We start from the raw sequence: 16,480 nt of genomic DNA, 5'->3' as shown, positions 1-16,480 counted from the left end.
GCGCGCCACCAAAACCCGCGCGTGTCGTCTTGACTTTCCTTCGCCCGAATACGATCATTCGTTCATCAATCGGGCAAATGCTCTGCCTTTCCCGCCCGTCGATTCGAACACCCAAACCAGCCAGACGCGCACGCTCAATGCGCGCACATCGCCCTAGACAGGCGAACACGGAGACACCTTATGGCCAGCGAACGCAGCGACGCGAACGTGATCCTGCACATCGGCGCCGGATCGTTTCACCGCGCGCATCAGGCGTGGTATCTGCACCGCGTCAATCTCGCGCGCCAGCCGGACGAGCCGCAGTGGACGCTGAGCGTCGGCAACATCCGCGCCGATATGAACCCCGTCATGGACGCGCTCGCGGCGCAGCACGGCGTCTACACGCTGGAAACCGTCACGCCGCAGGGCGAGCGCGCCTACGAGCAGATCCGCTCGATCACGCGCGTGCTGCCGTGGTCGGCGGACCTCGCGAGCCTGATCGACGCGGGCGCGGACCCGGCCTGCAAGATCATCGCGTTCACCGTGACCGAAGGCGGTTATTACCTCGACGAGCACGACCGTCTCGACACCGCCAATCCCGATCTCGCCGCCGATCTGAACGGTGCGCGCACCACGATCTACGGCGCGCTGGCCGCGATCCTCGACGCGCGCAGGACGCGCGGCGGCGGCCCGGTCACGCTGCAAACCTGCGATAACCTGCGCAGCAACGGCAAGCGCTTTCACGCGGGCATGCGCGAATTTCTCGCGCTGCGCGGCGAGAGCGCGCTGCGCGAATGGTTCGACGCGAACACCGCCTGTCCCGATTCGATGGTCGACCGCATCACGCCGCGTCCGACGCCCGACGTGCGCGAGCGCGTGAAGGCCGCCACCGGCGTCGACGACGCCTGCCCGGTGATGGGCGAGGCCTTCATCCAGTGGGTAATCGAGGATCACTTCTGCGCGGGCCGCCCCGCGTGGGAGCGCGCGGGCGCGGAGATGGTGGAATCGGTGATGCCTTACGAGGAAGCGAAGATCCGCATTCTCAACGCGACGCATAGCTGCATCGCGTGGGCGGGCACGCTGGTCGGTCTGTCGTACATCCACGAAGGCACGAACGACGCCGATATCCGCGCATTCGCGCACGCCTACGTGAGCGAGGACGTGATTCCCTGCCTCACGCCGAGCCCGCTCGACCTCGAAAAGTATCGCGACGTGGTGCTCGAACGCTTCAGCAATCCGTATATCCAGGACACCAACCAGCGCGTGGCCGCCGACGGCTTCTCGAAGATCCCCGGCTTCATCGCGCCGACGATCGCGCAACGCATCGCCGCAGGCGCGACGCCTGCCGCCACCGCCGTGCTGCCCGCGCTGTTCCTGCGCTTCCTGCAACGCTGGAACAAGGGCGTGCTGCCGTATCAGTATCAGGACGGCGTGATGGACGGCGTGGCCGTGGCGAAGCTGTTCGAAGCCGCCGATCCGCTTGCCGGGTTCGCCGCCGACAAGCTGCTCTGGGGCAGCCTCGCGGGCGGCGCGCCGCTCGAAGGCGCGCTGCGCGAAGCGCTCGCGCGCGTCGATGCGTGGCTCGCCCGGCGCGGGTCCGCGGCTTGATCGCGCGCTTGTCGCGCTTGTCGCCGCTCGTCGCTGCTCCCGACACTCCGCTTTCGCGCGCGGCCGCCGCCGCGCCGTTGTTCCACCCGCGCGTCCCCGGGTCGCCGCGCATGGCGCCGCCGTGCGCGCGCGGCTAAAGTAGCGCCTCCACCTCTGAACCTGCGCGCGCCATGTCCACGTATCTCGGCATCGACCTCGGCACCTCCGAAGTGAAAGTCCTGCTGCTCGCGCCCGATGGCCGCGCGATCGGCACCGCGGGCTCGCCGTTCACGGTTTCGCGTCCGCAGCCGCGCTGGGCCGAACAGCATCCCGACGACTGGTGGGACGGCACGCGCCGCGCGCTCGCCGCGCTGCGCGCGCAGCATCCGCACGAATTCGCGCAGGTGCGCGGCATCGGCCTCTCGGGGCAGATGCACGGCGCGGTGCTGCTCGACCGCCACGACGCCGTGCTGCGTCCCGCGATCCTCTGGAACGACATGCGCGCCGTCGACGAGTGCGCCGAACTCACCGCGCGCGCGCCGCAACTGCATCGCGTGGCGGGCAATCTGGCGATGCCAGGCTTCACCGCGCCCAAGCTGCTGTGGGTCGCGCGCCACGAGCCCGAGCTGTTTCGCCGGACCGCCTGCGTGCTGCTGCCGAAGGACTGGCTGCGCCTGAAACTCACGGGCGGCAAAGTCTCCGATCCGTCCGACGCAGCCGGCACGCTCTGGCTCGACGTCGCGAAGCGCGACTGGTCCGACGCCCTGCTCGACGCCTGCAACATGACGCGCGCGCAGATGCCCACGCTCGCCGAAGGCAGCGCGCCGTCCGGCACGCTGCTGCCCGAAGTCGCGCGCGAGTTCGGCCTGCGCGAGGACGTGGTGGTGGCGGCCGGCGGCGGCGACAACGCCACGAGCGCGATCGGCATCGGCGCGGTGCAGCCCGGCGACGGCTTCGTCTCGCTCGGCACCTCGGGCGTGCTGTGCGTGATCGGCGACCGCTTCGCGCCCAATCCGGCCTCGGCCGTGCACGCGTTCTGCCACGCGATTCCGGACCGCTGGCATCAGATGAGCGTGGTGCTCTCGGCGGCGAGCTGCCTGCGCTGGGTCTGCAAGCTCACGGGCACGCACGAGCCCGAACTGCTCGCCGAAGTCGAAAAGCTCGATGCGCGCACGCTCGCCCAGGCGCCGCTCTTTCTGCCCTACCTCTCGGGCGAGCGCACGCCGCACAACGATCCGTACGCGCAGGGCGTGTTCTTCGGCATGACGCACGCAACCGACCGCGCGCTGCTCGGCTACGCCGTGCTCGAAGGCGTGACGCTCGCGCTCACCGACGGCCTCGACGCGCTCGCCTCGGCAGGCACCACGGTCGGCGCGCTGTCGATGCTCGGCGGCGGCGCGCGCAGCGCCTACTGGGCGCAACTCGTCGCCGACGCCTTCAATACGCCCACGCGCCAGCACGGCGGCGGCGAAACCGGCGCGGCGCTTGGCGCGGCTCGGCTCGGCTGGCTCGCGGCGGGCGGCTCGTTCGACGAGGTGCTGACCAAGGCGCCCGTGGCCGCCGAATACGCGCCCGACGCCTCGCGCCACGCGGCGCTGCGCGAGCGGCTCGACGCGTATCGCGCGCTGTACCGGCACGTGCGTCCGCTGTTCGATCCGTCGCGCGAAAGGTTGGCGTAAGAACGGCGGCGTATCCAGTACACTTCGCGCGTTCGCGCCGTTTTGACGTCAGCGCGCAAAGACCGAACCGCCCGACCACGTCCGCAGAAACCCGCTCCGAAGCGAAGACCACCGTGCCCAAGTCCACCGAAAAACTCGATCTCGCCACCCGCGCCGCGTGGCTCTACTACGTGGCCGGCAACACCCAGAACGAGATCGCCGAAAAGCTGCAGGTCTCGCGCCCGGTCGCGCAGCGGCTCGTCGCCTATGCGGTCGAAAAGAACCTGATCCGCGTGCGCGTCGATCATCGGCTGGCCGACTGCCTCGCGCTCGCCGACCGGCTCTCGAAGCGCTACGGCCTCTCGGTCTGCGAGATCGTGCCCATCGACGGCGACACCCAGGACGCGATCGACCGCAAGCTCGCCGTGGCCGGCGCGCAGGTGATGGAGCGCTATCTCGCCGAGGAGCGGCCGATGGTCGTGGCCGTGAGCAGCGGGCGCACGCTCAAGGCCGCCGTCGATCAGATCGCGCAGCTCGACCGTCCGCAGCACCGGCTCGTTTCGATGGTCGGTGCGATCGCGCAGGACGGCTCGTCGAATCGTTACGACGTGGCGCTGCACATCTCCGAGAAGACCGGCGGCAAGCACTTCCTGCTGCCCGCGCCGCTGATCGCCGACAACGAGGCCGAGCGCGCGCAATGGTGCAATCACCGGCTCTATCGCATCGTCGAGGGGCTGTCGAGCGAGGCCGATGTGGCCTTCGTCGGCATCGGCAATATCGGCGAGCACTGCCCGCTCTACGAAGACGGCTTCCTGACGCTCGACGAAGTGCACGGGCTGATGGAACTGGGCGCGATCGCGGAAATGCTCGGCTTGCCGATCGACGCGAACGGCAAGCGCGTGGAATCGGCCACGGGCCGCCGCGTGACGAGCCTGTATCTGGATTCGCCGCCGAAGCGCCCGACCATCGGCTTCGCGGGCGGCGAACGCAAGCGCGACGCCGTGATCGCCGCGCTCAAGGGCGGCTGGCTCTCGGGCCTCGTCACCGACGAGAACTGCGCGCGCGCGGCGCTCGACGGCGCGGACTGAGCGCTTGGTTTAGCGCGTGTTTTAGCGCTTACTTCTCCGGGAAGGTTTCGGCGAGCGCGTTGCGGATCGCCGTCGCGTTCGGATAGCGCGCGTGTTGCGTGCGGCCGTCGCGGAAACCGCATTGGCACTGCCCGATGAACGGCGCGCTCGCGTCGCTCTGCAAGCCCACGAACACCGCGCCCTGCGCCGCCGTGCCGGTCAGCTTGTAGACGTAGCCGTCGTAGGCGTCGCCGCCGTAATCCTCGTGCTGCTGCGGCGTCTTCACGAGCACGACGAGACTGCGGCTGTGCGCCGTGTGATCCGCGTGTGCGAAAAACACCGACGCAATCTGCGGAATGCCGCCGTCTTCCTCGTAGCGGTCGAACAGCTGGTCGTGCCAGACGTGATCGGCGTCCTGGTAGATCAGGTGCGCGTCGAGCGTGTAAGGCCGTGTGCTGTCGGTCTGGCCGGGGCGCTTCGAGGTATTGTCCGTGAAGTAGACCCATGCGCCTGGCATGACCGGGCTTGCGTCGATGATCGGCGGCTGCAGCTCGTGCTGGCTGTCGAGCCGCGAATCGACCTGCTGCACCACCGCGACGGGCACGTCGGCGGCATGGGCGCTCAGGCTGGTCAGGGCGGTCAATGTGAGCGAAGCGGCAAGCGCACTCGCGATCGACACAGTCGACACGATCTTACGAATCATGATGGCACGCGGTCGGGGTTCGGACGCAGGATGATAGCGCCCGATTTCGTTTGTTCGCCTGCATGCGTGCAAAAAACGTGCGCAAAAAAAGCCCGCTCGAAAGCGGGCGTCCCTCGTTGGGGCAAGGCAACCTCAGACTACGACGACGACAACAAACTTCTCCACCTACATTCAAGCGAACACTCAGGCGGCCAGTTCCTGCGCGAAGCGCCGCTCGAACGCCTGACCGTTCGCATCGAACAGATGGCAATGATCGGCGGGCGCGCCCACTTTCAGCGCTTCGCCGCGCTCGTGCCGTTCGAGCGGCGGAATGCGTGCGATCAGGCCGTCGGGCGCGGCCGCGCATTCGGCGTAGAGATAGGCCGCGTCGCCGAGCGATTCGACCGTCATCGCCTTCGCGCTCACGCCGCCCTCCGTCACGCCCACGTGCAGATGCTCGGGCCGGATGCCCACGGTCACCTTGTCGCCTTCGCGCGCGCCGCGCGGCTCCACCGCGACCTTCTGCGTTTCGCCGCTGTCGTAACGCACGACGATGCCGTCACTCGCGACCTGCGCGATCGTGCCTTCGAGAAAGTTCATCTTCGGCGAGCCGATGAAACCCGCGACGAAGCGGTTCGCCGGCGCGTGATAGAGCCGGTTCGGCGTGCCGACCTGCTCGACGTTGCCCGCCGAGAGCACGACGATCTTGTCCGCGAGCGTCATCGCCTCGACCTGATCGTGCGTCACGTAGATCATCGTGGTCTTCAGTTCGTCGTGCAGGCGCGCGAATTCGAGGCGCATCTTCACGCGCAGCGCGGCGTCGAGGTTCGAGAGCGGTTCGTCGAACAGAAACACCTTGGGCTTGCGCGTGATCGCCCGCCCGATCGCCACGCGCTGACGCTGGCCGCCCGAAAGCTGCTTGGGCTTGCGATCGAGCAGATGGTCGATGTGCAGGATCTTCGCGGCGTTCTTCACGGCCGCGTCGATCTCGGGCTTCTTCGCGCCCGCGAGCTTGAGGCCGAACGCCATGTTGTCGTACAGCGTCATGTGCGGATAAAGCGCATACGACTGGAACACCATCGCGATGCCGCGCTTGGCGGGCGGCACGTCGTTCATGCGCGTGCCGTCGATCGTCAGGTCGCCGCCGCTGATGTCTTCGAGACCGGCGATCATCCGCATCAGCGTGGTCTTGCCGCAGCCGCTCGGGCCGACGAACACGACGAACTCGCCGTCACCGATATCGAGGTTCACGTCGCGCAGCACTTCGGTTTCGTCGTAGCGCTTGAGCACGTTTCTCAGGATCACGCTTGCCATGATGTGTCTCCATTCGTTGCGGCGGCCGGGGCTTCATCGCACCCGCCGCGATTGCACTCTTGATTCGTTTGCCGGAACACGCGCGCGCTCACTGCGCGCCCGCTTCCGCCTTCTGGATCCAGTCCGCCACGAGCGCGGGCAACGCGCGCATGTCGTCGAAAATCTCCCGTGCGCCGACTTCGCGCAACGCCAGCGCGTGCGCCTCGCCGCCCACGTGCGCGCCGCCCACGAAGCCGAGCACGGTCATGCCCGCCGCGCGCGCCGCGCTCACGCCGGCCACGCTGTCCTCGATCACGAGGCACGCCGCCGACGCGACGTTCATGCCGCGCGCCGCCGCGAGATACACGTCGGGCGCGGGCTTCGGTTTCGCGACCGTATCGGCGCAATAGAGCCGCTCGCCGAAAAAGCGCGCGAGGCCGTTGCGTTCGAGCACGCGGCGCACCACCGCCGTGTAGCTGTTGCTCGCGCAGCCCTTGGGCAGTTCGATGGCGTCGAGCGCCGCCGCCACGCCCGGAAAGAGCGGCGCGTCGGCGGCTTCGGTTTCGGCCACCGCGCGGATCGCATCGACATCGGCGCCGCTCAGCGTGCGCGCGAGCGCTTCGCCGGCGCCCGCCAGCACGCGCTCGATGCGCTGGCCGAGCAGCGGCATCAGCACGGGTGCGACGTTCGTGCCGGGCCAGCGCGCTTCGAGTTCGCGCACCAGCACGCGCGCGGCCACGGCTTCGCTGTCGATCAGCACGCCGTCACAGTCGCAGATGAGCGCCTGGATCGTCATCGTGTTTTGCGGGTTCGTCATGACGTTTGCGGTTCGGTTTCGATTATTTGACCGCGCCGAACGTGAGGCCGCGCACCAGTTGCTTCTGCGAGAGCCAGCCGACGATCAGCACCGGCGCGACCGCCAGCAGCGAAGCCGCCGAGAGCTTGGCCCAGAACAGCCCTTCCGGACTCGAATACGACGCGATGAACACCGTGAGCGGCGCCGCGTTCGAACTCGACAGGTTGATGCTCCAGAAGGCTTCGTTCCACGACAGAATGATCAGCAGCAGCGCGGTGGATGCGAGGCCGGGCACCGACATCGGCATCAGCAGATAGACGATTTCCTGCCACGTGGCCGCGCCGTCCATGCGTCCGGCTTCGAGAATGTCGCGCGGAATCTCGTTGAAGTAGGTGTACGACATCCACACCGCGATCGGCAGATTGATCAGCGTGTAGACGATCACGAGTCCGCTCACGCTGTCGAGCAGGCCGGTGTTCTTCCAAAGCAGATAGATCGGCACCAGCACGCCGACCGACGGCATCATCTTGGTCGAGAGCATCCACAGCAGGATTTTCTGCGTGCGGTGATTCGGGAAGAACGCCATCGCGTAGGCGGCGGGCACGGCGAGAATCAGGCAGACGATCGTCACGCCCGCCGAGATCAGCACCGAATTCCATGCGAACGCAAAGTAGTTGCTGCGCGCGAACACCTCGCGGAAGCTGTCGAGCGTCGGCATGAAGAACAGCGACGGAACGTAAGCCTGCTGCTCGGTCTTGAACGCGGTGATCGTCATCCAGAAGATCGGGAAGAACAGCGCGAGCGCGATAACCCACGCGAGCAGCCCCGGCACCACGCGGCCGAGCAATTGCAGCGGCGAGGCGCGATTGACCGCGTGCGGCGAATTGGGCGCGCTGGCGGGCGTAGCGGTAACCTGGCTCATTTTTCGTACTCCCCTTTGAGGTTGCGGGCGAGCATGCGCACGAGGAAGAACGACACGATGTTCGCGAGCACGACGGCCAGAATGCCGCCCGCCGAGGCGATGCCCACGTCGAACTGCTGCAGGCCCATCGAGTAGATCAGGTACGTGAGGTTGGTGGTCGCGTTGCCGGGACCGCCGCCCGTGGTCGTGTAGATCTCGGCGAAGATCGACAGCAGGAAGATGGTTTCCATCATCACCACCACGGCGATCGCGCGTCGCAGATGCGGCAGCGTGATGTAGAAGAACATCGAGATCGCGCCCGCGCCGTCGATCTTCGCGGCTTCCTTCTGTTCCTGGTCGAGCGACTGGATCGCCGTGAAGAGAATCAGGAACGCGAACGGCAGCCATTGCCACGCCACGATCATGATGACCGCGAACAGCGGATACACCGCGAACCAGTCGATCGGCGTGAGGCCGACCGCGCGCATCGCCACGGCCACGAGGCCGTAGACCGGATGCAGGATCATGTTCTTCCAGATCAGCGCGCTCACCGTCGGCATCACGAAGAACGGCGCGATGGCGAACAGGCGCGCGATGCCCTGGCCGATGAACTTGCGGTCGAACAGCACCGCCATCAGCACGCCGCCGATCACGGTGATCGCGAGCACCGAGACGATCAGCACGATCGTGTGGACGATCGACGGGATGAACGCCGGATCGGTGGCGAGAAACTTGTAGTTGTCGAGGCCGGCGAAACCCTTGAGGTCGGGATTCAGCAGGTTGTAGCGCGTGAACGAATACCAGATCGTCATCGCGAGCGGAATCGTCATCCAGAGCAGCAGGACGGCGACCGAAGGCGAGACCAGCCAGCGCGACGCCGAGCGGCGCTGTTCCACCTGTTGCACGTTCGGTTTGGGTGCGCGCGTTCGATTGAATAGAGGCATGTGGAGATGGAGATGACGCATGAGGACCACCCTTCTCTGTAGCGCGCCGCGCGGGGGCACGGCACCACATCTGCAGCGCGAGGCGGCCCGTCGTGGACGCGCCTCGCGGCGTTACTGAGCTGCGTTGCTGAGTTGCGTTACTGCGCTGCGTTACTTCTGATACCCGGCCTGCGCCACGGCGCGATCGGCGGCGGCGTTGCCCGCGCTGAGCGCCTGATCGACGCTCATCTGACCGGCGACGGCGCCGGAGATGCTCTGACCGACCACGGTGCCGAACGACTGGAACTCAGGAATCCCGACGAACTGCACACCCGTGTACGGCACCGGCTTCAAGGTCGGGTGATTCGGATCGGCGGTCTGGATCGCCTTCAGCACGAACTCCGAGAACGGCGCGGCCTGCTTGTACTCCGGACGCTGATAGGTCGAGATGCGCGTACCCGACGGCACCGACGCCCAGCCCTCGTCCTTCGCCACGAGCTCGACGTATTGCTTCGAGGTCGCCCATTCGATGAACTTGCGCGCCGAGTCCTGCGACTTCGACGACTTCGGCACCGCCAGCGCCCACGACCAGAGCCAGTGCGCGCCGTTCGGCGTGACGGCGGTCGGCGCGGCCGCGAAGCCGATCTTGTCGGCGACCTGCGACTGCGACTTGTTGTACAGAATGCCCGCGGCCACCGTCGCGTCGATCCACATCGCGCACTTGCCCGACGACATCAGCGTGAGGTTTTCGTTGAAGCCGTTCGAGCTCGCTCCCGGAGGGCCATCCTTCTTCAGCATGTCGACGTAGAAGCCCACCGCCTTCTTCCACTCGGGCGTGGTGAGCTGGGCGTGCCATTTCTCGTCGAACCAGCGGCCGCCGAAGGTGTTCACCACCGTCGTCACATAGGCCATGTTCTCGCCCCAGCCGGCCTTGCCGCGCAGACAGATGCCGTAGGTGCCGGACGCCTTGTCGGTGAGCTTGTCGGCGAAGTCCTTGATCTGGTCGTAAGTCGGCTGATCGGGCATCTTGAGGCCCTTCGCGGCGAACAGATCCTTGCGGTAGTACGTCATCGAGCTTTCGACGTAGAACGGCAGCGCGTACAGCGTGCCGTTGTACGAAAGGCCGTCGCGCGCGGTCTTCACCACGTCGTCGATGTCGTAGGAGGCGGGCAGGTTCGTCATCGGCGCGAGCCAGCCGCGCTTGCCCCACTGCGGCGCTTCATAGGTGCCGATCATCATCACGTCGAACTGGCCGCTGTTGGTCGTGATGTCGGTCGTGGCGCGCTGGCGCAGCACGTTTTCCTCGAGGATCACCCAGTTCAGCTTGATGCCCGGATTGGCTTTTTCGAAGGCCGGCGAGAGCTTCTTCAGCTCGAGCATGTCCGGGTTGTTCAACATCGCGATCGTCACGGTCTGCGCGTGGGCCGCGCCCGCGGCGGCGATCATCGCACCCGCGCTCATGGCACGCAGCACGGTCTTCAAAACGGGTTTCATGACGTTGTCTCCTTGTTTGTTACGTTATGCGTCGTAGTGCGTTGCGTGTTGCAATCTTGATGCGACGTGACGTCGTGCTGCCGGGTCCTGCCTTGCTGCGTGTCGCGGCGGTTCAGCTCATCCAGTTGCCGCCGTCGACGTTGAGCGTCTGCGCGGTGATGTAATCGGCGTCGGCGGACGCGAGAAAGAGCGCCGCGCCCGTGAGGTCGCCAGGCAGGCCCATGCGGCCGAGCGGCACCGCCTCGCCCACGAGCCGCTTCTTCTCGCCCAGCGGCCGATGCTCGTAGCGCGCGAACAGCGCGTCCACCTGCTCCCACATCGGCGTATCCACCACGCCCGGCGCGATGCCGTTCACGTTGATCCGGTGCGGTGCGAGCGCGAGCGCCGCCGACTGCGTATAGCTCAGCACCGCCGCCTTGGTCGCGCAGTAGTGCGAAACCAGCGCTTCGCCGCGGCGCCCGGCCTGCGACGACATATTGATGATCTTGCCGCCCTGCCCCTGTTCGACCATGCGGCGCGCGACGGCCTGCATCAGAAAGAACATGCCCTTCACGTTCACCGCGAAGAGCCGGTCGTAGACGTCCCAGGATTCGTCGAGCAGCGGGCGCATGTCGAACAGCGCCGCGTTATTGAAAAGAATGTCGATGCGGCCGAAGCGCTCGACCGCCGTGAGCACGATGCGCTCGATGTCCTCGCGGCGCGTGACGTCCGCGCTCAGCGTGAGCACGCGTTCGGGATGCGCGGCGGCCAGTTCGACGGCGATGGCGTCGGCGGGCTTCACGTCGACCAGCACGCAGCGCGCGCCTTCGTCCAGATAGCGCTGCGCGACCGCTTCGCCGATACCGCTCGCCGCGCCGGTCAACACCGCCACCTTGTCCTGCAAACGTCCAGCCGCCGGGTTTGCGGAATGTGCCACAGGGTTGTCTCCGAGTTCGTCCGTGCCGCCGGCGCGCGCTGATGAACACTCGCCCGACACATGAACATTTGCTCTATTAGTGGTCGAATGATCGGATACGGACGCGGACATGTCAAGGCGGACAAACGCTTGGCCGTCGGATTTCGATGGTGCGCCGCGCAAGCCGGCGCGCCGCGAACCCGACTCTGCGGCATCGGCCGTCCGGCTGACTCGCCATCCCGCGTGATACGTTATATCATCTCGCCTTCACGGATTTTCACCATTTGGCCCTTCCGGTCGTGCTTTCCGTCTTTAATCGGCCTCGCCTCTCGTCCAAGGATAGAACCATGCTCGCAATTTCCGGCGCGAAGCTGCGCACGCGCAGCCGCCTCGCGCAGGCCGCCGCCACGCTGACGTTCACCACCCTCGCCGCCGTCGCGGGCCTGCTCGGCCCGGCGCGCGCGGCGCAGGCCGACACCGCCATCCCCGTGGTGGCGGCGGAGAACTTCTATGGCGACGTCGTCAAGCAGATCGGCGGCGCGAACGTGAGCGTGACGAGCATCCTGAGCAATCCGGATCAGGACCCGCACCTGTTCGAAGCGAGCCCGAAGACGGCGCGCGCGCTCCAGCACGCGCGCGTGGTGGTCTACAACGGCGCCGACTACGACCCGTGGATGAGCAAGCTGCTCGGCGCGACCCAGGGCGGCCAGCGCGCGACCATCGTCGCGGCGGACCTCGTCGGCAAGAAAGCGGGCGACAATCCGCACCTCTGGTACGACCCGCAAACCATGCCCGCCGTGGCGCGCGCGGTGAGCGCGGCGCTCGGCGCGGCGGACCCGGCGCACAAGAGCGTGTACGATGCGAACCTGGCCACGTTCCTCGGCTCGCTCAAGCCGATCGACGTGAAGGTCGCCGCGCTGCGCGCGCAGTACAAGGGCGTGCCGGTGACGGCCACCGAGCCGGTGTTCGGCTATATGTCGGATGCGATCGGTCTCGACATGCGTAATCTGCGCTTCCAGCTCGCCGCGATGAACGACACCGAGGCGAGCGCGTCGGACATCGCCGCCTTCGAGCGCGATCTGCGCGAGCGCCGCGTGCACGTGCTGATCTACAACAGCCAGGCGACCGAGGCGCTCACGCGGCGCATGCTCGGCCTCGCGCAGCAATCGAAGGTGCCGACGGTGAGCGTGACCGAGACGCAGCCCGCGGGCGTGAATTTCCAGCAGTGGATGCTGACGCAGCTCGACGCGCTCGGCAAGGCGCTCGCGCAGCACTAAACACGAAGTACTCAGGGAACAGAAGCAATGACAGAGGCCGCGCCCTCTCCGCAACACGCACAGGACGTGCATCACCACCGCGCGCCGCAGCCGGTGCTCACGCTCGCGGGCGTGACGCTCACGCTCGGCGAACGCACGATCCTGCGCGACGCCAACTTCGCCGTGAACCAGGGCGAATTCATCGGCGTGCTCGGACCGAACGGCGCGGGCAAGACCACACTGATGCGCGCGATCCTCGGCCTCGTGCCCGCCTCGCGCGGCGCGATCCGCGTGCTCGGCGAACCGGTCGCGCGCGGCAATCCGAAGATCGGCTACATGCCGCAGACGCGCACGGCGCTCGCGAGCCGCCGCGTGCGCGGCCGCGACTTCGTGGCGATGGCCGCCGACGGGCACCGCTGGGGCCTGCCGCGCGCCGACGCCGCCACGCGCGCCGACGTCGCCCGCGTGCTCGATCTCGTGGGCGCGACGAAGCTGGCCGACCGGCCGCTTTCCGAACTCTCGGGCGGCGAGCGCCAGCGCCTGCTGCTCGCGCAATGTCTGCTCGGCGACCCGAAACTGCTGCTGCTCGACGAGCCGCTCATCAGCCTCGACCCGCACCATCAGCGCGGCGTGGTCGAACTCGTGCGGCGCGTGCAGCGCGAACTGGGCATCGCCGTACTGTTCTCGGCGCACGAACTCAATCCGCTCCTCAACGCGCTCGACCGCGTGCTGTATCTGGGCAACGGCGTGGCGGCGCTCGGCAGCGTGGACGAAGTGATCACCGCGCCCGTGCTCTCGCGCCTCTACGGCTCGCCGATCGAGGTGATGCGCATGAAGGGCCGCATTTTCGTGATGTCCGGCGACGTGGAAGTCGAAAAGCACGACCACGAACACGAGCACGATCATGGCGACGACCACGGCCATTCGCACGGCGCGCACGGTCACGCACACGCTCACAACAACAACGACGCACACGGCCACTCGCACGATGCTTGAATACGATTTCATGGTGAACGCCTTCGCGGCGTCGGGCATCGTCGCCGTGCTTGCGGGCATCGTCGGCTATTTTCTGGTGATGCGCGGACAGACCTTCGCGGGTCACGCGCTCTCGCACGTCGGCTTCACGGGCGCGACCGGCGCCGTCCTGCTGGGCGTCTCACCGATGTGGGGCATGGTGGGCTTCACGCTCGCGGCGGGCGTCTCGATGGGCGCGCTCGGCGAAAAGCTCGCGGGCCGCGACGTGGCGATCGGCGTGATTCTCTCGCTCGCGCTCGGCTTCGGCCTGCTGTTCCTGCACTTCTTCACGTCCTACGCCACGCAGGTCACAGCGCTGCTGTTCGGCAACGTGCTCGGCGTGAACCGCGACACGCTCGGCGTGCTCGCGGCGCTCGCGGTGGCGAGCCTCGGGGCGCTCGCGGCCATCATGCGTCCGCTGCTGTTCGCCTCGCTGCAGCCGGAGCTGGCGGAAGCGAAAGGCGTGTCGCTGCGTCTCGTGTCGATGCTGTTTCTCGGCATCGCCGCGCTCGCCGTGGCTGCGTGCACGCAGATCGTCGGCGTGCTGCTGGTGTTCACGCTGATGGTCGGCCCCGCCGCCGCCGCGCAGAACCTCACGACGCGGCTCTCGGCGGGCCTCGTGCTCGCGGCGCTGCTCGCGCTCGCGCAGGCGTGGATCGGCGTCGCGCTCGCCTATTACACCGACTGGCCGACGAGCTTCTGGATCACCGCGCTCGCCGCGCTCGTCTATGGCGCGAGCCTGATCGGCAAGCGGCAGTCGTAAGCGGCGCCGCGCGCACTCCAACGAAAAAAGGCGTTGTACCCGCGAGGGACAACGCCTTTTTTATCGCCTTCGGTGGCACGCCACGCGTGGCCGATGCCGCTACACGGCCTCGCCGTCGCCCATGATGAAACGCAGCCGCCGCGACTCCTCGGCGTCTGCGAGCAGCGCCTCGAAACGCTGATCGGCGAGCCGCGTGAGCGCCGCGCTGGCGTCGGGCGTGGCGACGTCGAGATCGCGCAGGATCTGCTGATCGCCGCCCGCCTCGCTGTTCAGATGCAGATAGCGCTCGCGCAGCTCGCGCGCACAGGTGGCGCGCGCCATGTGCTCCTGCGCCTCCATGCTCAGATCGAGCGCGGGCTGCGCCCATGCGAAGCCGCGCAGCGGCAGACGGCTCGGCACGCTCTTGTGGCGCACGCCCGTGGTGCCGACGCTCAGCATGCGCACCGGCGCGCCGCGCCGCTGGGCCTGGACGAGCGCGTGCGCGTCGGGGCAATTGGCGGCGAGGCCGCCGTCCACGTGCCAGTCGTCGTCGAGCATCACGGCGGGGAAATGCGCGGGCGCCGCCGAGGTCGCGCGCGCGGCGGCGAGCAGCGAACAGGCATCCGCTTCGTCGCCCGCGAGACCGCGGCTGCGCAGCAGACGGATCTCGCCGAGCGACCAGCTCACGGTCGTCAGCATGAGCGGCTTGTCGAGTTCGGAGAGCGGCGTGTGCGCGCGGCCGTCGAGACACGCGACGATCGCGCGTTCGAGCGGCTCGGCCGCGTACACCTTCTTGCTGAAGAGTTTCTGGAGCGTGCGCAGCGAGAGCTTTGGAAAAATCGACGGCCCCCACTGCGCGAGCATCGCGTGCAGTTCGCGCGCACTGACGCCCGCCGCCAGCCCCGCCGCGAGAATGCCGCCGACCGAGGTGCCCGCGATCAGGTCGAAACGCGCGCCGATCGGACCGTCGCCGAACTTGCCGCTTTCCTCGATGCGCGCAAGCAGGCGCGCCGTGTAGAGGCCGCGAAAGCCGCCGCCCGACAGGCTCAGCACGCGGCAGCAGGCGGGCGCGGGGGTGAGGCGGCCGCCAGGCACGCGGAACTGGTCGTCCAGCGGATCCAAGGGCTTATTCCTCGAGCAGCGACACCACGCTCACTTGCAGCTTGCGCAGTTCGCGGTGGTACGCCTCTTCGGGCTCGACGAGCGTGCAGCCGTTCGCGACGGCCGTGGCGATCACCATGCGCGTGTCCTGACCGACCGCATGGCGCTTGCCGCCCTTCTCGATTTCGAGCGGCTGATGGCCGCGCCACTGTTCCCACTCGGCGGCCTCGGCCTGGTCGAACGGCAGCAGCACCGAGCCGTCGTCGACGAGCGCCGCCAGCCGCGCTTCGAGCGCCTTCCTGAAGGCGGCGCGGCGCGGCTCGCTCGTCTTGTGCTGCGCGATCACCTGGCGCGCGGCGGCCACGCTGATCACGCTGAGGTTGATGTCGCGCGCCTTCACGCCGCTTTCCATCCATTTGCGCGACGCGGTGTCTTCGATGCACATGTCGATGAGCGTATTCGTGCCCAACAGGAATCTCGGCATGGACGGCCTTTGTCTCGTAATGCCCCGAATGTCGATCGGTTGTTGTAATGAGGTGCGTGCGGCGCGAAACCGCGGCCGCTCAACGCGGCACGCGGTAGTGATCTTCGGCGTCGATCGACACGTCGCGCGGCAGCTTGCCCGTGGCCGGCACCGAGGGCAGCCCGGCGAACACTTCCGCCACGGTGCGGTCGCTGACCGTGTTGGACATCAGCGCGACCGCCTGATCGAGACCGAGGATGATGAACGGCTCCTGGCCCTGGTTGACGATCTCCACCGATCCCGACTTCACGCGCTTGAGCACGCTCGAATAATTGGTCTTGAACGCGGAAATGGGCGTGCCGGCCGCGTTGATGTCGGTGGCGCCGACGCGCGCGGCGATCGCCTTCACGGCCGCCTGGAAATCGACCATGCGGCGCTCGACGGTTTCCTTGCCGGCTTCCGGTTCGACTCGCAGTGCTCGCATGATCGTGGCTCCAAAAAATAAGAACTAACAGGTTCAACCTGACCAGATTCTAGTACCAACCTGACCAGATTTCCAAGTTTTGCAACGGGGTCGAATCCTCAGAAGCCGGACGCAAAAAAGGGCCGCGACGCGTTGCGTGACGGCC

Annotated in this window: 16 protein-coding genes; 6 read left to right on the top strand and 10 right to left on the bottom strand. The window is 67.4% G+C overall.

Annotated elements, in window-relative coordinates; genetic code table 11:
* The first annotated feature begins 180 nt into the window (after positions 1-180).
* The 3 genes from dalD (at position 181) to SB764_RS11435 (ending at position 4,312) form a co-directional block, all read left to right on the top strand.
* Entirely contained in the window at positions 181-1,587 is a 1,407-nt protein-coding gene (gene dalD, locus SB764_RS11445; RefSeq protein WP_410863591.1) for a D-arabinitol 4-dehydrogenase, read from the top strand.
* Positions 1,588-1,757: 170 nt separating this feature from the next.
* The gene (gene xylB, locus SB764_RS11440) at positions 1,758-3,245 is read left to right on the top strand and encodes a xylulokinase (RefSeq protein ID WP_410863589.1); all 1,488 of its coding nucleotides are present in this window, start codon (positions 1,758-1,760) and stop codon (positions 3,243-3,245) included.
* 113 nt (positions 3,246-3,358) lie between these two features.
* Complete coding sequence (locus tag SB764_RS11435; protein ID WP_065059267.1) at positions 3,359-4,312, top strand: sugar-binding transcriptional regulator; 954 nt, start codon at positions 3,359-3,361, stop codon at positions 4,310-4,312.
* A 28-nt stretch (positions 4,313-4,340) separates the two neighbouring features.
* Here the strand turns inward: SB764_RS11435 and SB764_RS11430 are convergent, their stop codons facing one another.
* The 7 genes from SB764_RS11430 to SB764_RS11400 form a co-directional block, all read right to left on the bottom strand.
* Positions 4,341-4,994, bottom strand: coding sequence for a hypothetical protein (locus SB764_RS11430; RefSeq protein ID WP_410863587.1), 654 nt, complete (start codon positions 4,992-4,994; stop codon positions 4,341-4,343).
* 183 nt (positions 4,995-5,177) lie between these two features.
* Complete coding sequence (locus tag SB764_RS11425) at positions 5,178-6,287, bottom strand: ABC transporter ATP-binding protein (protein WP_065059269.1); 1,110 nt, start codon at positions 6,285-6,287, stop codon at positions 5,178-5,180.
* An 88-nt stretch (positions 6,288-6,375) separates the two neighbouring features.
* A complete protein-coding gene (locus SB764_RS11420; RefSeq protein WP_065059270.1) occupies positions 6,376-7,083 on the bottom strand; it encodes an HAD family hydrolase in 708 nt (235 codons plus the stop codon).
* A 22-nt stretch (positions 7,084-7,105) separates the two neighbouring features.
* The gene (locus SB764_RS11415) at positions 7,106-7,984 is read right to left on the bottom strand and encodes a carbohydrate ABC transporter permease (RefSeq protein WP_065059271.1); all 879 of its coding nucleotides are present in this window, start codon (positions 7,982-7,984) and stop codon (positions 7,106-7,108) included.
* On the bottom strand, positions 7,981-8,928 hold the full coding sequence (locus SB764_RS11410; protein WP_065059272.1) for a carbohydrate ABC transporter permease: 948 nt from the start codon (positions 8,926-8,928) through the stop codon (positions 7,981-7,983). Before SB764_RS11410 ends, SB764_RS11415 begins: the two co-directional genes overlap by 4 nt.
* 129 nt (positions 8,929-9,057) lie before the next feature.
* On the bottom strand, positions 9,058-10,380 hold the full coding sequence (locus SB764_RS11405) for an ABC transporter substrate-binding protein (protein WP_065059273.1): 1,323 nt from the start codon (positions 10,378-10,380) through the stop codon (positions 9,058-9,060).
* Between the two features lie 112 nt (positions 10,381-10,492).
* Positions 10,493-11,296, bottom strand: a complete 804-nt coding sequence (locus tag SB764_RS11400; protein WP_074986737.1) for an L-iditol 2-dehydrogenase — start codon at positions 11,294-11,296, stop codon at positions 10,493-10,495.
* Between the two features lie 326 nt (positions 11,297-11,622).
* Here SB764_RS11400 and SB764_RS11395 point away from each other — a divergent pair, with 326 nt between their 5' ends.
* From SB764_RS11395 to SB764_RS11385, 3 genes are read left to right on the top strand one after another with little or no spacing between them, the layout of a single operon-like run.
* Complete coding sequence (locus tag SB764_RS11395; protein ID WP_082991826.1) at positions 11,623-12,552, top strand: metal ABC transporter solute-binding protein; 930 nt, start codon at positions 11,623-11,625, stop codon at positions 12,550-12,552.
* Positions 12,553-12,579: 27 nt separating this feature from the next.
* Positions 12,580-13,527, top strand: a complete 948-nt coding sequence (locus SB764_RS11390) for an ABC transporter ATP-binding protein (RefSeq protein ID WP_410863584.1) — start codon at positions 12,580-12,582, stop codon at positions 13,525-13,527.
* On the top strand, positions 13,520-14,308 hold the full coding sequence (locus tag SB764_RS11385; RefSeq protein WP_065059275.1) for a metal ABC transporter permease: 789 nt from the start codon (positions 13,520-13,522) through the stop codon (positions 14,306-14,308). The genes SB764_RS11390 and SB764_RS11385 overlap by 8 nt, the downstream gene beginning before the upstream one ends.
* A 99-nt stretch (positions 14,309-14,407) precedes the next feature.
* On the opposite strand, the gene SB764_RS11380 is transcribed toward SB764_RS11385, so the two are convergent.
* The 3 genes from SB764_RS11380 to SB764_RS11370 form a co-directional block, all read right to left on the bottom strand.
* Positions 14,408-15,409, bottom strand: a complete 1,002-nt coding sequence (locus tag SB764_RS11380) for a CBASS cGAMP-activated phospholipase (protein WP_065059276.1) — start codon at positions 15,407-15,409, stop codon at positions 14,408-14,410.
* 4 nt (positions 15,410-15,413) lie between these two features.
* Positions 15,414-15,857: a hypothetical protein gene (locus SB764_RS11375; RefSeq protein WP_074986739.1), complete on the bottom strand. Its 444-nt coding sequence runs from the start codon at positions 15,855-15,857 to the stop codon at positions 15,414-15,416.
* Between the two features lie 94 nt (positions 15,858-15,951).
* Entirely contained in the window at positions 15,952-16,335 is a 384-nt protein-coding gene (locus tag SB764_RS11370) for a hypothetical protein (RefSeq protein ID WP_065059278.1), read from the bottom strand.
* Positions 16,336-16,480: the final 145 nt, after the last annotated feature.

The organism is Paraburkholderia sp. SIMBA_027 (assembly GCF_046535315.1).
In the GTDB taxonomy this organism is placed as follows: domain Bacteria; phylum Pseudomonadota; class Gammaproteobacteria; order Burkholderiales; family Burkholderiaceae; genus Paraburkholderia; species Paraburkholderia tropica.
This window is presented reverse-complemented; position numbering and strand designations above follow the sequence as displayed.

Bases quoted from the DNA above. Each gene is read 5' to 3' on its own strand.
- dalD (WP_410863591.1), top strand. From the start codon at position 181: ATGGCCAGCGAACGCAGCGACGCGAACGTGATCCTGCACATCGGCGCC.
- xylB (WP_410863589.1), top strand. From the start codon at position 1,758: ATGTCCACGTATCTCGGCATCGACCTCGGCACCTCCGAAGTGAAAGTC.
- SB764_RS11430 (WP_410863587.1), bottom strand. From the start codon at position 4,994: ATGATTCGTAAGATCGTGTCGACTGTGTCGATCGCGAGTGCGCTTGCC.
- SB764_RS11425 (WP_065059269.1), bottom strand. From the start codon at position 6,287: ATGGCAAGCGTGATCCTGAGAAACGTGCTCAAGCGCTACGACGAAACC.
- SB764_RS11420 (WP_065059270.1), bottom strand. From the start codon at position 7,083: ATGACGAACCCGCAAAACACGATGACGATCCAGGCGCTCATCTGCGAC.
- SB764_RS11415 (WP_065059271.1), bottom strand. From the start codon at position 7,984: ATGAGCCAGGTTACCGCTACGCCCGCCAGCGCGCCCAATTCGCCGCAC.
- SB764_RS11410 (WP_065059272.1), bottom strand. From the start codon at position 8,928: ATGCGTCATCTCCATCTCCACATGCCTCTATTCAATCGAACGCGCGCA.
- SB764_RS11405 (WP_065059273.1), bottom strand. From the start codon at position 10,380: ATGAAACCCGTTTTGAAGACCGTGCTGCGTGCCATGAGCGCGGGTGCG.
- SB764_RS11395 (WP_082991826.1), top strand. From the start codon at position 11,623: ATGCTCGCAATTTCCGGCGCGAAGCTGCGCACGCGCAGCCGCCTCGCG.
- SB764_RS11390 (WP_410863584.1), top strand. From the start codon at position 12,580: ATGACAGAGGCCGCGCCCTCTCCGCAACACGCACAGGACGTGCATCAC.
- SB764_RS11385 (WP_065059275.1), top strand. From the start codon at position 13,520: ATGCTTGAATACGATTTCATGGTGAACGCCTTCGCGGCGTCGGGCATC.
- SB764_RS11370 (WP_065059278.1), bottom strand. From the start codon at position 16,335: ATGCGAGCACTGCGAGTCGAACCGGAAGCCGGCAAGGAAACCGTCGAG.